This window comes from Sporosarcina sp. SAFN-015, assembly GCF_051966875.1.
In the GTDB taxonomy this organism is placed as follows: Bacteria; Bacillota; Bacilli; order Bacillales_A; family Planococcaceae; genus Sporosarcina.
The window spans coordinates 179,136-193,765 of the sequence record NZ_JBQCKP010000008.1 but is presented as its reverse complement, the minus strand read 5'-3'; the positions used below and the strand labels follow the sequence as shown (position 1 = coordinate 193,765).

The window sequence follows — 14,630 nt, the reverse complement described above, 5'->3', positions numbered from 1 at the left end:
ATGAACTTTAGTTCTATTCGCGTCTTCGCTCGACTTCGCGCCTAGGCTGGCAAGCGTTTTCAATCAGGCTGAGGAAACTCCTGCCCATTACCACTCGCCTTAATAAGATCCAGTAATAATATCTCCGTCATTGCCTTCTTTGGCCTTCTTCACAACACGGTAACTGTTAAAACCGCTCGCTTCTTCAAACTCCTTGAAGATCGTCTTTTCTTCAGACATGGAAGGAACGACTTTCTTGAATGCTTTATATGCATTCATAAAGCTATCCCTTGCTATTTGAGTTTCATACGCTTTCTCTACTGCTTGAAAAAATGCTACTACGTCAATAATTTCTTCGGTCGTCCAATGATGACTTAAAGGATAATTATATTCCATTGATTCCCGCACCTTTCTTCATGCCCATTTTCTTCTGATTTCCTCTGCTTGCCTTACCATCCTGTCAATCAGCTCTGCTACGGTCGGAATGTCCTCAATCATACCGGCAACTTGTCCAGCCCACCCAAAACCAGCTTGTTCTTCGCCATCATGGATGAACCGACGATTTGCGGCACCACTAATATAGTCCTTCAATTTATCATAATCAGCATTTTCCTCTTCCATACGTAAAATTTTTTCCGTCCAATTCCCTGCTAGTGCTCTAGCCGGTGCTCCAAGTGTACGTTTTATGACAACTGTACCGGTCTCATCTGTCTGAAGAAGGGCTGTTTTGTATTCCATTGAAGCATGGATACATTCTTTTGTTGCAATGAAACGAGTGCCCATTTCAATCCCTTCTGCTCCTAATGCGTGTGCAGCCATCCATCCCCGTCCGTCCCCTATGCCACCAGATGCGATGACAGGAATTTTAACAGCATCAACCACTTGCGGGACTAACACCATAGTTCCGATATCATCACGTCCCAAATGGCCTCCCCCTTCCTGTCCGACGACCATTACTGCATCCGCACCGAGCGATTCCGCTTTGACCGCTTGTCTTTTAGCAGCGACCAATACAAGCTTTTTGACATCCACGTCTTTAATATAATCAAAGAACGGAGTAGGGTTACCACCTGTTACCGAGAGAACCTTCACATTTTCTTCGATTGCGACATCGAGCATATGCTCATATGGGCGTCCATGCTGGCCGATCGCAAAGTTTACTCCGAAAGGCTTCTTTGTTAGTTCCCGCACCTTTCTAATCTCCTTGCGTAGTGCGTCTGGAGACTCCAAACTCATCGCTGTAATCTGACCTAGCCCGCCTGCCTCTGAAACTGCTGCAGCTAAGTCAGCATAAGCAAGATAGGCTAATCCCCCCTGAATGATCGGATACTCAATATCCAATAGTTCCGTAATTCTCGTTTTCCACTCCATAAAAAGCTCCCCCTTATTCTCCTTGTTCCTGATCCTCCAAACCTTTTATAAGTTTAGGATCTACAAATTCATACCCTTTATCCCTTAAACCATTTACGATCGTCCCCAGAGCATCAGCAGTCCAATCCCTATCATGCATCAGCAAATTGGAACCGTTTCGGAGCAATTCAGTGTTCACCATAATATCAGCAATTTTCTCCTTCGTCATATACTCTTTTTCAAAATCATAGCCGTATGACCAGTTCATTAATTGCATGCCTTCCTCAATTGCAAGAGCTCGGCTGAAATCTGTATTCACGCCAAACGGAGCACGGAAAAATATAGGACGCTCACCTGTAACCTCTTCAACAATATCATTCACTGCAACGATTTCCTCACGTTGCTCTTCTTCTGATAATGTTTTTAAATTTGCGTGTGTTTTTGTATGGTTTCCGATGACGAATCCCATGTCATGAATTTCTTTCAAAACTGCTTTCTGTTCATCTGTATCGATAAAATGGCCATTAACGAAAAAGATGGCAGGAGCGTCTAAGCTCTTCAATGTTTTCGCCATGTCCAGAGCTCTTTTATCAGGTGCGTCATCGATTGTTAATAGGACGACTTCAGGATTCGCATCACCGATTGGCTGAATGGAGTATGTTTTCGGATTCAATTCGTAAAGAGGTGTTTGATCGACAACGTCAGTTTCCTCATCTGATTCAACTTTGCCATCTATTTCTTGCTGTTCTTCATCAGAAACGACCTCTTCTGAAGTCTCTTCCACTTCAGGGGATTGATCCTGCTCATCCATTCCTGCCGGCTTTGCTTCTTCCTCACTGCATGCTGCTAATAGCAACATCGAGAGAAGCGGTATGTATAACAAACTCTTTTTCATGGAATCCTCTCCTTTATCTAGATGTATAAATCAATATTTTTATCCTAACACGACTTAGAAGAGACCTACAAACGAACAGGGTACTAGAATTAGAAAAGCGTCCGAAAGGCACTTCAGCCATCGGACGCATTCTTTTAATCTACAATTACTTTGTAATCATATGAACTGGTTTACCTAAAGCTACTTCTGCAGCTTCCATGGAAATTTCACCAAGTGTAGGGTGAGCGTGGATTGTCATTGCGATGTCTTCCAAAGTCATTCCAGCTTCAATAGCAAGACCAAGCTCAGCAATCATATCAGATGCATTTTCTCCTACGATTTGCGCACCTAATAGAAGTCCGTCCTCTTTGCGAGAAACAAGTTTGACGAATCCATCAGTTGCATTAAGCGCAAGCGCACGGCCGTTTGCAGCAAACGGGAATTTGCCCGCCACTACTTCATATCCTTCATCTTTTGCTTGTTGCTCATTCAATCCGACTGTTGCTAGTTCAGGATCAGTGAAGCAAACTGCCGGGATTGCCAAATAGTCCACTTCGGACTTTTCACCGGAAATCGCTTCAGCAGCCACTTTCGCTTCATAAGAAGCTTTGTGTGCAAGTTGAGGCCCGGAGACGATATCACCGATTGCATAGATGTTAGGAATGCTTGTACGGCATTGCTTATCCACATCGATTAGACCACGCTCAAGGAATTTGATACCCATTTCTTCAAGACCGATTTCATCAGTGTTCGGACGGCGTCCCACAGTGACAAGTACATAGTCAGCTTCAATTTTTTGCTCTTCGCCTTTAGCCTCATATGTTACAACTACGCCAGTATCGGATTCTTCAACGCCTTTAGCAGAAGCTTTCACGACAATTTCAACGCCTTTTTTCTTCAGGCCTTTTTTAACGATTTGCGTCATTTGCTTTTCGAATCCGGCAAGAATATCGTCTGCCCCTTCGATGATCGTTACTTTAGAACCGAGGTTCGCATACGCAGAACCTAATTCAGTACCGATATAGCCGCCGCCGATGACGACCAAGTGTCCAGGAACTTCTTCCAAGTTAAGAGCGCCAGTCGAATTGATGACGCGTTTTGTAAATTTGAATGTAGGGATCTCAACCGGACGTGAACCTGTAGCAATAATCGCATTTTTGAACTTGTACGTCTGGGAGGATGTTTCATCCATAACTTTTGCAGTGTTTGCATCAACGAAGTATGCTTCGCCTTTGACAATGTCCACTTTGTTCCCTTTTAGAAGTCCTTCAACGCCGCCTGTCAATTTTTTGACAACGCCGTCTTTGAATGCTTGCGCTTTAGAAAAGTCTAGTTTTACATCAGTTGCCGAGATTCCCATGTCATCGGAATCCTTTGCGGATGCGTAACGATGCCCAACAGAAATAAGGGCTTTCGAAGGAATGCAACCAACGTTAAGACAAACACCGCCTAGATTTTCTTTCTCAACGATTGTAACTTTTTGTCCTAACTGAGCTGCACGAATTGCAGCAACATATCCTCCGGGGCCGGAACCTACAACTAGTGTATCCACTTCGATTGGAAAGTCTCCTACTACCATTTGTTTACGCCTCCATTAATAAAAGTTCTGGATTTCCGAGCAATTTCTTAATATGGTTCAGTGCCTGTTGTCCTGTAACCCCATCAATTACCCGGTGATCGAATACCAATGATAATGCTAACATAGGTGCAGCAACAATTTCACCATTTTTTACAACAGGCTTTTCAGAGATACGGCCAATTCCGAGAATCGCAACTTCCGGATGGTTAATTATCGGTGTAAACCATTGTCCGCCTGCAGAGCCGATGTTCGTAATGGAACACGAAGCGCCTTTCATTTCAGCAGGACTTAATTTTCCATCTCGCGCCTTTTCAGCAAGCTGGGTGATCTCTTGTGAAATCGCAAATACTGATTTCCGATCTGCGTGCTTGATGACCGGCACAAGAAGACCACGGTCCGTATCTGCAGCAATACCGATGTTGTAATAATGCTTTTGGATGATTTCCTCTTTTTCATCATCAAGAGATGTATTCAATTGAGGGAACTCACGCAGGGTAGATACAAGCGCCTTCACAACATACGGAAGATATGTGAGCTTAATATCTTTTTCAGCTGCGATTTCCTTGAATTTCTTACGATGAGCAACAAGCTCTGATACGTCGATTTCATCCAATAGCGTCACATGAGGTGCTGTATGTTTGGAATTGACCATTGCCTTCGCAATCGCTTTTCGAATTCCCGACATTTTCTCACGGGTTTCAGGGAAGTCACCTTCCAAAGCTACCGGAGCTGTAGGCTTCGCTTCTTGTTTTTGCGTTTCTACTTCAACCGACGTTTGAGTCTCTTCTGTCGTTTGAGCAGGCTGTTGTTGACCGCCGTTTAGGAAAGCTTCGATATCTTCTTTCAAGACACGACCATTTTTACCTGAACCTTGTACTTGACGGATATCGATATCCTTTTCCCTTGCAAATTTTCGGACAGAAGGCATCGCAATAACGCGTTTTGATGAAACATTGGATTGCTCCTGAGTAGAAGCCGCAACCGGTTTCTGCTTAGGCTCGTCCTTCTTCACTACTTCTTTCTCTATGTCTTGGCCTGCTTCAGCAGTTGCTTGGACTTGGGCTTCCGTCTCTTCCTTGCCCTCCTCCTCAACGCTTTCACTTTCATACCCCGGAGCGTCAAAACGAATCAATACATCACCAACTACAGCGACTGTTCCTTCTCCAACAAGAATTTCTTCGACTGTGCCTGTTACAGGTGATGGGATTTCCACAACTGCTTTATCGTTCTGGACTTCAAGAAGCGTGTCATCTTCATTGACTTTATCGCCTTTGGCAACAAACCACTTTACGACTTCACCTTCGTGAATCCCTTCCCCGATATCTGGCAAACGGAATTCATATGCCACAAAATTCACCCTTTCTTAATTGTCAGAGGTAAACTCTGAATCAGAATGTCAAAACTTTTTTAGCTGTTTCAATAATGTCGTTTGCGTCCGGAAGCCAAGCATTTTCTCCTTGAGCAAATGGATAGACTGTATCAGGAGCTGTTACACGTAAAACTGGTGCTTCAAGGCTCAAGATTGCTCGTTCTGTTATTTCAGAGACGACGTTTGCTGCAATGCCCGCTTGTTTTTGCGCTTCTTGGACAACGATTGCACGGTTTGTCTTCTCAACCGAACCGATGATCGTTTCAATATCCAACGGTTGAACCGTACGTAAATCTACAACCTCTACTGAATAGCCTTCTTTTTCAAGCGTTTCAGCAGCTTTCAAACTTTCGTGGACCATTGCACCATAAGTAATAATTGAAAGATCTGTACCTTCTCGCTTCACATCAGCTTTCCCAAGAGGAATTGTGTATTCCTCTTCAGGTACTTCTTGTCTGAATGAACGGTATAGCTTCATATGCTCCAAGAACACTACTGGATTTTCATCGCGAATCGCTGAGATTAAAAGCCCTTTAGCATCATATGGTGTAGAAGGAATAACTACAGTCAAACCTGGTTGGGATGCAACTATCCCTTCAAAGCTGTCAGCATGCATTTCAGGTGTAGCAACGCCGCCGCCAAATGGTGAACGAATCGTTACAGGTGCGTTAAATCTTCCGCCTGTACGGTAGGATTGGCGTGCCAATTGGCCGCTTACAGAGTCAATCACTTCATAGAGGAACCCGAAAAACTGGATTTCCATAACAGGACGGAAACCTGTAAGCGTCAAACCGACCGCAAGTCCGCCGATCCCTGATTCTGCAAGAGGCGTATCAAAAACGCGCTCTTCACCAAATTCTTTTTGCAAACCTTCAGTCGCACGGAATACACCGCCGTTCACTCCAACGTCTTCACCGAAGACGAGGACGTTTTCATCATTTTTAAGCTCCGTGCGCATTGCATCGGTAATCGCTTGAATCATCGTCATTTGTGCCATCGGTTACTTCGACTCCTTCTCTGTATACAGTTCAAATTGCTCTTGCAAATTGGATGGCATATCGCCCTTGTACATTATTTTCATGAAATCGGTCACTTTTTGTTTAGGTGCTGCATCTGCCTTCTTGATGGCATCTTTAATTTCTTCCTTAGCACGCTCAATTACTTCGTTTTCCTTCTCTTCGTTCCAAATACCTTTACCTTCAAGGTATTTACGGAAACGGATGAGCGGATCACGTTTTTCCCATTCGTTATCTGTGTCGGACGTACGGTACCGAGTAGGATCATCTCCTGCCATCGTATGCGGTCCGTATCGGTAACACATTGTTTCAATAAGTGTTGGACCTTCACCATTAACAGCACGTTCCCTAGCATCACGTGTTGCAGCGTATACAGCAAGCGCATCCATTCCGTCGACAAGAATGCTTGGAATTCCAGCAGCTACACCTTTTTGTGCAAGCGTTTTAGCGGCTGTTTGCAACTCACGAGGAGTCGAGATCGCATATTGGTTGTTTTGAACAACGAAAATCGCAGGCGAACGGTATGCTCCCGCAAAGTTGATTCCTTCATAGAAATCACCTTGAGATGTACCGCCGTCACCCGTATACGTCATGGCTACAGCTTTAATTCCACGTTTTTGAAGTCCGAGAGCAACTCCTGCAGCTTGGATATACTGTGCACCGATGATGATTTGCGGGAATAACACGTTCAACCCTTCAGGAAAAGCGCTTCCTAAATAATGTCCTCGGGACCATAAGAACGCCATATGTAACGGTAAACCGTGGAATATAAGTTGTGGAACATCTCGATACCCCGGCAAAATGAAATCTTCCTTCTCAAGCGCGAAATGGGATGCAAGCTGTGATGCTTCCTGCCCAGCAGTCGGCGCATAGAATCCAAGTCTTCCTTGGCGGTTCAAAGAGATTGACCGTTGATCCAAGATTCTTGTATAGACCATCCGTGTCATTAATTCTGTCAATTCTTCATCAGATAAATTTGGATCCGCGTCTTTATTGACAATCTCGCCTTCTTCATTCAAGATCTGAAACATTTCAAACTGATCTTCAATAGAATGAAGCGTTTTCACCGGATCGAACTGCTTTTCTTGTTTTGCAGCCATATCGGCAACTCTCCTTTATATCTGTATTATTTTTTCTTGTTTCTTATAGTGATACAATCGACTTCCACTAATCAGTATACTTAAAGAGAGCAAATAGGTCAATCACTGTTATTGCTGACATTTCAGCGTCGCTCTCGTATTCTGAATTGCAATAAATCTAAATTCTGTACTACTACAATATACAATCTGTATTATAATAGTTTTCCCATAAAGAAAAAGCGGAGCCGCAATTGCCTCCACTTTATCCATTTCCTTTATTTTTCTTGTTCTAAACTTGAAAATACATCTTCTTTTAAAGAATTTACTTCTTTTGTCGCTTCATTGAATTCGGAAATAGCCTTTTGAACGATCGTATTTTGCTCGTTCACTTCTTCCACCTTCTGTTTCAAGTCTTCCAGTTCAACATCCTCAGAGGAAAGCATGTTATAAAATTCTTTTTGGATACTTGCAAGTTTCCTATATTCATCAATAAAGGAAGAATGATGATCATATCGCTTCTTCGCCGCTGCTTTCAGTTTCAAAATCTGACTGCCTTCACTGTCGGACGCGTCTTCCGCAATGGTGTCAAGCTCTTTGACGAATTCTTCCGCTTCTTTCATTGCCGTTTCCTCTTTGTCTATAAAAGAAAGTCTATCATCTAATAAACCTTCTAATTCATCGATTTTCGAACGCAGGTTGTCGATATCTTCTTTCGTTAGCTCCATCGTTTCGGTAAATGTCTTTTGTTCCGTTTTTTCCAGCTCGGTCAATTTACTTTGAGTATCACGATATTCTGTTTCAGATTCATTCATTTTTGTTAAGGTTTCAGAGAGTTGCTTTTCGGTTGACTGTCCGATACTGCAGCCGGATAATGCCAACATGCCGATTGCAACTAAACTAACTACTTTTTTATTCATAGCATTTCCTCCAATCTGAATTTCACTATAACTGTATAAGCAAACCATTTCAAGCATGCACAAAAACCTTTACCCTCTTTTCCCCATTGGCTTATAATAGAAGTACAGCATGGTTATCGAAAGGAAGAATACGTAATGATTTTAATGGAAGATATAGTTCGCGAAGGCCATCCGTCACTCCGTAAAGTAGCAGAAGAAGTGACATTTCCAATAGATGCGAATGAAAAAAAACTATGTACCGATTTACTCGAATATCTAATAAATAGCCAGAATGACGACGTGTGTGAACGGTATGGCTTGCGTCCAGGCATTGGCCTTGCAGCTCCCCAAGTGAATGTATCAAAGAGGATTTTCGCATTGCACATAGAAGAAGAGGGGAAAAAACCGCTTAGCTTCGTTGCCATCAATCCAAAAATTGTAAGCCACTCTGTCGAGAAAACTTATTTGACTTCAGGTGAAGGTTGCCTTTCCGTTGATCGGGATGTTGATGGTTTTGTTCCTCGCTATGCAAGAATAACTGTGAAAGCATTCAATCCGGATGGCATTGAATTTAAAATGAGACTTAAAGGTCTACCTGCCATCGCCTTTCAACATGAGCTTGATCATTTGAATGGCATCATGTTTTACGACCATATCGATGCCTCAGCTCCATACAAAAACATACCTGATGCCACTCCTTTTGAAAGAGACTAAAAAGGAATTTAAACTTGACTGAAATTTCGAATTCCTATATAATGTCTTTAAGGAGTGATATGCCCATGTACAAGCGCCTCAAACGTAAACTGTTAAAACGGCTCAATGGCATACTCGGCAAAAAGACGATCGCATAGACAACGCCCGCCAACAAAACTGGCGGGCTTTTCTTTTTATTTTTTTGCCACTCAAGATGAAAAAATTCATCATAGTTTATTTTAAATTACCGACGTGCTAAGATGAAGAGAAAGATTCAAACGAACGTAAAAAGGAGAGCTTACCATGATTTACAAAGTTTATTACCAAGAAAACGCCATGCAAGTACCAATTCGTGAAAACACAAAACATCTGTACATTGAAGCCGATTCTGAAAGAACCGTCCGCGAAAAGCTAAAGAGCCGGAAGTACAATATTGAACTGATCCAACTGCTCGAAGGCAATCACCTCGAATACGAGCAAGCATCACCTCATTTTGAGCTAGAGCAGGTTTAAGCAACATGAAACTAATTAAAAACAATGAAACAGCCGTTTTCGCCCTTGGCGGACTTGGAGAAATCGGCAAAAACACATATTGTGTTCAATTCCAAGACGAAATTATCCTCATCGATGCTGGCATCAAATTCCCTGAGGACGACTTACTCGGAATTGATTACGTTATTCCGGACTACACTTACTTAGAACGGAATGTTGAAAAAATTAAAGGCCTGTTCATCACGCACGGTCACGAGGACCATATCGGAGGAATCCCTTATTTGCTGCGAAAGATCAATATTCCGGTCTATGGAAGTAAATTGGCTCTTGGCTTGCTCCGCAATAAGCTTGATGAACACGGGCTTCTTCGAACTACCAAGATGATTGAGTTCAAGGAAGATGACGTATTTAAATTCAGGAAGACATCCGTCTCCTTCTTCCGGACAACCCATAGTATTCCCGATGCTTTCGGAGTCGTCGTTAAAACGCCTTCAGGCAATATCGTTCATACTGGTGACTTCAAATTCGATTTTACACCAGTCGGAGAGCCAGCCGACCTTGCCAAGATGGCGAAATTAGGAAGTGACGGAGTGCTATGTCTCCTCTCAGACAGTACGAATGCAGAAGTACCAAACTTTACGATGTCAGAGAGGAAAGTCGGCGATAGCTTGAATGAAATCTTCCGGAAGGTTGATGGAAGAATCATCTTTGCAACGTTTGCATCCAACATTCACCGACTTCAACAAGTTATCGAAGCGGCTGAACGTCATGGTCGTAAAATTGCTGTATTTGGTAGAAGTATGGATAATGCAATCACAATCGGCCGAGAACTCGGGTACATCAATGCACCTAAAGAATTATTTGTAGACACGCAGTCGCTTAACCGATTGCCTGCCAATGAAGTGATGATTCTTTGTACGGGAAGCCAAGGCGAACCGATGGCTGCATTATCGAGGATCGCTAACGGAACACACCGACAAGTGCAAATCCAACCAGGTGACACTGTCATCTTCTCGTCCTCCCCGATTCCTGGAAACACACTTAGCGTCAATAAGACGATTAATGCACTTTTCCGTGCCGGGGCAGAAGTTATACATGGCGCTTTAAACAACATCCATACATCTGGTCACGGTTCACAAGAAGAACAGAAGCTGATGCTCAGGTTGATTAAACCGAAATTCTTCATGCCTATTCACGGTGAATACCGCATGTTGTCAATGCATAAAGAGCTCGCCGTTAGCTGTGATGTCGAACCGGACAACGTCTTCATTATGAGCAACGGAGATGTGCTCGCCTTAACTGAGGACACAGCAAGACTTGCCGGCAAACTCCCATCAGGTGATGTATATATTGATGGAAGCGGAATTGGTGATATCGGCAGTGTCGTTTTACGCGACCGCAAAATACTGTCAGAAGACGGTTTGGTCATTGTCGTTGCCACTGTCGATAAGAAACGTAACAAAGTTGTCTCTGGACCTGATATCATTTCACGTGGGTTTGTTTATATGAGAGAATCCGGTATGATGATCAGCGAAGCACAACATCTATTATCCAAAGAATTAAATAAAAAACTAGCAAACTCTCCTGCGGAAGCAGGGTCTTTAAAAAGCGACATCATCGATATCCTTTCACCTTATTTATACGATCAAACAAAACGCAGACCAATGGTACTTCCAGTCGTCATGGAAGTCTGACTCAATAAAATGCCCTCATGTCTTATTGACAAGAGGGCATTGTTCATGTAACCAAAAAAGACTCTTCATCAATGAAGAGCCTTCTTCTCGAATTTATGAATATCCAAGTCAGAACCGATAACAATCAATATATCATTCAACTGGATTTCTTCTATCGCTTGTGGGGAAACCAAGATTTGCGCATCCCGCTTGATAGCAACAATATTGACGCCATATTTCGCCCTGATATCAAGATCAATCAACGTAAATCCGGCCAACTTCTCATTCGCCCGAATCTCTGCAATCGAATATTCATCGGACAGCTCCAAGTAATCCAAAATATTATTGGACACCAAATTGTTCGCAATCCTCTTCCCCATGTCCCGTTCCGGATGCACGACTTGATCCGCGCCAATTTTTTTCAAAACTTTTGCATGATAATCATTTTGCGCTTTTACTGTTATTCGACTCACACCGATTTCTTTTAAAATAAGCGTTGTCAAAATGCTTGCTTGGATATTCTCTCCGATTGCAACGACGACATGCTCAAAATTCCGGATTCCCAATGACCGGAGTGCAGATTCATCAGTAGTATCGGCCGCCACTGCTGTCGTCGCAATTTGTGCAAATTCTTCTACACGGTCAGGTGAAATATCGATTGCCATAACGTCAGCATCTAATTCCACCAATTCATTGACGATGCTTCCACCGAACCGGCCAAGTCCAATGACGACAAATTCTTTTTTCATTCAATTCCGCTCCAATCCGATTTATGGATGAAATTAGTGTATCACATTATTTTCACAGGAAAAAGAAAAGACGACCTAATAACCGGTCGTCTCATTGAATGAGATATTATCTATTCATTTCATTCAACATACGGTCAATTCGTTTTTGCAGCATGTGCATACCACTTCGTTCAGTTTGGGAATGCCGCAACTTCCCATATTTATCGAAAATATAATAGGCAGGCACGAATTGATTATCGAATGCATTCGTTAATCTCAACTTGCCGTCAACAAATATTGGTTGTGTCATGTTATGCTGAGCAGCTACTCTTTTAATTTCCTCCAAGTTAAGATCACCTTCCAGGCGTGGCATATGAACTGCAATGATATTCACTTTATCTTTATATCGATTATGAAATTGATTCATATAAGGCATCGCTTCTTTGCATTGACGGCAACTGATCGACCAAAAATGAATAAGTGTCGGTTTGTTGCCGATGAGATCTTCTTTTTCGTAATAACCATTCAACCAAGCCGTTGCTCCAGTCAATTCTGGCATCTGTTCATGCAATCTCATATTGCTTTCCTCCTCCACTTCAATAGATGGTTCACCACTCCCTATTCTATGCGCTTTAATTTGAAATCGGACTAGAATGTTTAACGGCACTTTGTTAAAGGGAACAGTATAGTAGGTGGCTTGCCACGAATAGAGAAACGTACAAAGGAAGGCAATGTCATGCCAATACTAAATAATCTAGAAAAATTAAATATGAGCCGCTCTCATATGACGTTCCTACTTCCTTTCAGCTTTGATCAGAAGAGAAAAACGGAGACGATCAGAAGTTTGGAATCGAGCGGATACACCTATTTTCGGATAGATGAAGCTACAATGGATGAAGGAGCTTTATACGGTCACGGAATTGAAGTTTTGGGTAAGGAGCTTGAACAATACTTTTATCCCTACATTGAACATAAACTTTTCCCTAGTTCTCCAACACTTAAAGGATTTCATCGATATACAGCATGTATCGAGAAGAAGCATGCGATGCAATTAAGAGAAGAGCTATATGACTTTTTCATGAGAAGCATCGATATTATTTTTTGCCCTTTCGGAATTGCTTTCCTCTCATTGAGAGTTGAAATGGAGGATATATCCGCAGATTTGAGCGATGTCCTCGATTTTATCCAACATTTTCGAGCAATCGAGCCAAATTTAGAAGAAAATAAAGGCGCGATGATTGTCATGCCTGAAACCGGTCAAACAATTTCCATCCAAGATTACTTATTCGAACAGCTATGCCCTTTCTTGAAAAAGTCTGTCTTACATGAAAAGAAATTGGATGGTCATTTTGGTTCCCTTCCCTATTTTGAAGATGAAAGGATGTTCGTTTCAACCTTTCTCATTACAGAAACAGAAGAGTCAATTTCTGAGGAGCATTTGTTCCGGATTGGCAATGTAAACGGTAAAACACCTGAAGGAGCCCCGTTCATTTCTGCAACAAATCCGGAATATATCCGCCGTTCATTGTCGGAAACATTGCATGATCGTTGGGCGCCCCATTTGTATATGATAGCGACCGATCATAGCTTTTCAGTTGTCTCTAATCGTCCAGCTAATGAATTAACAAATGAATTATCACAATTCATGGGAACGCATTATTATAATATGCTTCTTCACTACTTTTACAAAGTCATGCTGTTGCGTTTCTCCTTCGAATATAGTGAAATTGAATGGAAAAAAGATGAGTTTTACGTCAAATCACTTATCAAATTGATCAACGTTTTTTCATCTTGGTATTATTTCTTAGAAATTAGCACACGCACTGAAGGCAAGGAACTATCAGCCTTATTCAGGAGAACTTTTCATATCGATGCACTTTTCAAAGAAGTGAACACAACTTTGTCGGAATTGTATAAGAGCCAGGAAAACAGTCAAGCAACCCGTGTTAATACGCTATTGTTCATTTTGACGATATTCACTGTTATATCCGGTATTTACGGCATGAATCTCGTCATCCCGGATTGGGAAGCTCCTTCTGGTTGGAAGGAATATTCTTCCTATACGGTCTTCGAATGGATTTCACTTGCCACTGCCGTAATTGGAATCGGCCTATCGGCTTACTTGATTTTATCCACTTTCGGAAGGATCTTCTTGCAATGGCTGCGTAAAAAGAAACTTAACATACATGACGAATAGAATGACGATACGCCGGAATCCTCTAAAGGGATTCTGGCTTTTTTTAAATTCAACTTGATTTTCAAGCGCAATTTTGTATAATAAGGTAGGTTTATAGTAAACAGGAAGTACAGTAATACTAAACTTCATCATGTAAGGAAGGAATTGTCGACCATGCAAATCGGCAGTAAAATCAAAAGTCTTCGATTGAAAAAAGGTCTTACTCAAGAAGAATTAGGAGAGAGGACCGATCTGACAAAAGGTTATATTTCTCAGCTGGAGCGGGAACTCACCTCCCCATCCATCGAAACTCTCTTTTCACTTTTAGAGGTGCTTGGGACAACACCGAAGGAATTTTTTGATGAGCCTAAGAAAAATATGAAGGTCGTCTACTCTCCTGCCGATCAAACTACATACGTCAATGATGAGCTGAAGTATAGCATCCGATGGCTTGTCCCCCGCTCAAATGAGAATGAGATGGAACCAATCCATATTACATTCTCTACAGACGGGGAATTTAAACAATTTGAGCCATCCCTTGCCGAAACATTCATCTACGTTCTTTCCGGGAAGGTGGAAATCGAACTTGGGGAACGGACGTTCACTGCTGTAAAGGGCGATTCGGTCTATTATGAAGCATTTGACAATCATCGGATTTTAAATGCAAATGAAGGTCCGAGCGAATTGCTCCTCGTTGCGACAGAATCTTATTTATGAAGGGGGAAA

15 protein-coding genes are annotated in these 14,630 nt (G+C 42.3%); 5 read left to right on the top strand and 10 right to left on the bottom strand.

Going from position 1 to position 14,630, the window contains the following annotated elements:
* Positions 1-99 precede the first annotated feature (99 nt).
* From ACTHPA_RS14815 to ACTHPA_RS14780, 8 genes are all read right to left on the bottom strand, one after another.
* The gene (locus ACTHPA_RS14815; protein WP_440501251.1) at positions 100-375 is read right to left on the bottom strand and encodes a UPF0223 family protein; all 276 of its coding nucleotides are present in this window, start codon (positions 373-375) and stop codon (positions 100-102) included.
* An 18-nt stretch (positions 376-393) separates the two neighbouring features.
* Complete coding sequence (locus tag ACTHPA_RS14810; RefSeq protein WP_440501250.1) at positions 394-1,350, bottom strand: NAD(P)H-dependent flavin oxidoreductase; 957 nt, start codon at positions 1,348-1,350, stop codon at positions 394-396.
* A 13-nt stretch (positions 1,351-1,363) separates the two neighbouring features.
* Positions 1,364-2,224 (bottom strand): polysaccharide deacetylase family protein, encoded by an 861-nt coding sequence (locus ACTHPA_RS14805; RefSeq protein WP_440501248.1) that lies wholly within the window; start codon positions 2,222-2,224, stop codon positions 1,364-1,366.
* A 145-nt stretch (positions 2,225-2,369) separates the two neighbouring features.
* A complete protein-coding gene (gene lpdA, locus ACTHPA_RS14800) occupies positions 2,370-3,782 on the bottom strand; it encodes a dihydrolipoyl dehydrogenase (RefSeq protein ID WP_440501246.1) in 1,413 nt (470 codons plus the stop codon).
* Positions 3,783-3,786: 4 nt separating this feature from the next.
* On the bottom strand, positions 3,787-5,130 hold the full coding sequence (locus ACTHPA_RS14795; protein ID WP_440501244.1) for a dihydrolipoamide acetyltransferase family protein: 1,344 nt from the start codon (positions 5,128-5,130) through the stop codon (positions 3,787-3,789).
* 40 nt (positions 5,131-5,170) lie between these two features.
* Positions 5,171-6,148, bottom strand: a complete 978-nt coding sequence (locus tag ACTHPA_RS14790; protein ID WP_440501243.1) for an alpha-ketoacid dehydrogenase subunit beta — start codon at positions 6,146-6,148, stop codon at positions 5,171-5,173.
* Positions 6,149-6,151: 3 nt separating this feature from the next.
* On the bottom strand, positions 6,152-7,267 hold the full coding sequence (pdhA, locus tag ACTHPA_RS14785; protein WP_440501242.1) for a pyruvate dehydrogenase (acetyl-transferring) E1 component subunit alpha: 1,116 nt from the start codon (positions 7,265-7,267) through the stop codon (positions 6,152-6,154).
* A gap of 254 nt (positions 7,268-7,521) precedes the next feature.
* Positions 7,522-8,163: a YkyA family protein gene (locus ACTHPA_RS14780; protein ID WP_440501241.1), complete on the bottom strand. Its 642-nt coding sequence runs from the start codon at positions 8,161-8,163 to the stop codon at positions 7,522-7,524.
* Positions 8,164-8,298: 135 nt separating this feature from the next.
* Here ACTHPA_RS14780 and def point away from each other — a divergent pair, with 135 nt between their 5' ends.
* From def to rnjA, 3 genes are all read left to right on the top strand, one after another.
* Entirely contained in the window at positions 8,299-8,856 is a 558-nt protein-coding gene (gene def / locus ACTHPA_RS14775; protein ID WP_440501239.1) for a peptide deformylase, read from the top strand.
* 282 nt (positions 8,857-9,138) lie between these two features.
* Positions 9,139-9,348, top strand: a complete 210-nt coding sequence (locus ACTHPA_RS14770) for a DNA-dependent RNA polymerase subunit epsilon (protein WP_440501238.1) — start codon at positions 9,139-9,141, stop codon at positions 9,346-9,348.
* Between the two features lie 5 nt (positions 9,349-9,353).
* Positions 9,354-11,021 (top strand): ribonuclease J1, encoded by a 1,668-nt coding sequence (gene rnjA, locus ACTHPA_RS14765; RefSeq protein WP_440501237.1) that lies wholly within the window; start codon positions 9,354-9,356, stop codon positions 11,019-11,021.
* Between the two features lie 68 nt (positions 11,022-11,089).
* Here the strand turns inward: rnjA and ACTHPA_RS14760 are convergent, their stop codons facing one another.
* The gene (locus ACTHPA_RS14760) at positions 11,090-11,749 is read right to left on the bottom strand and encodes a potassium channel family protein (protein ID WP_440501236.1); all 660 of its coding nucleotides are present in this window, start codon (positions 11,747-11,749) and stop codon (positions 11,090-11,092) included.
* Between the two features lie 106 nt (positions 11,750-11,855).
* Positions 11,856-12,305 (bottom strand): TlpA family protein disulfide reductase, encoded by a 450-nt coding sequence (locus tag ACTHPA_RS14755; RefSeq protein WP_440501234.1) that lies wholly within the window; start codon positions 12,303-12,305, stop codon positions 11,856-11,858.
* Positions 12,306-12,464: 159 nt separating this feature from the next.
* On the opposite strand from ACTHPA_RS14755, the gene ACTHPA_RS14750 reads away from it, so the two are divergent.
* Together ACTHPA_RS14750 and ACTHPA_RS14745 are read left to right on the top strand one after the other, a co-directional pair.
* The gene (locus ACTHPA_RS14750; protein WP_440501233.1) at positions 12,465-13,925 is read left to right on the top strand and encodes a hypothetical protein; all 1,461 of its coding nucleotides are present in this window, start codon (positions 12,465-12,467) and stop codon (positions 13,923-13,925) included.
* A gap of 153 nt (positions 13,926-14,078) precedes the next feature.
* Positions 14,079-14,621, top strand: coding sequence for a helix-turn-helix domain-containing protein (locus tag ACTHPA_RS14745; protein WP_440501231.1), 543 nt, complete (start codon positions 14,079-14,081; stop codon positions 14,619-14,621).
* Positions 14,622-14,630: the final 9 nt, after the last annotated feature.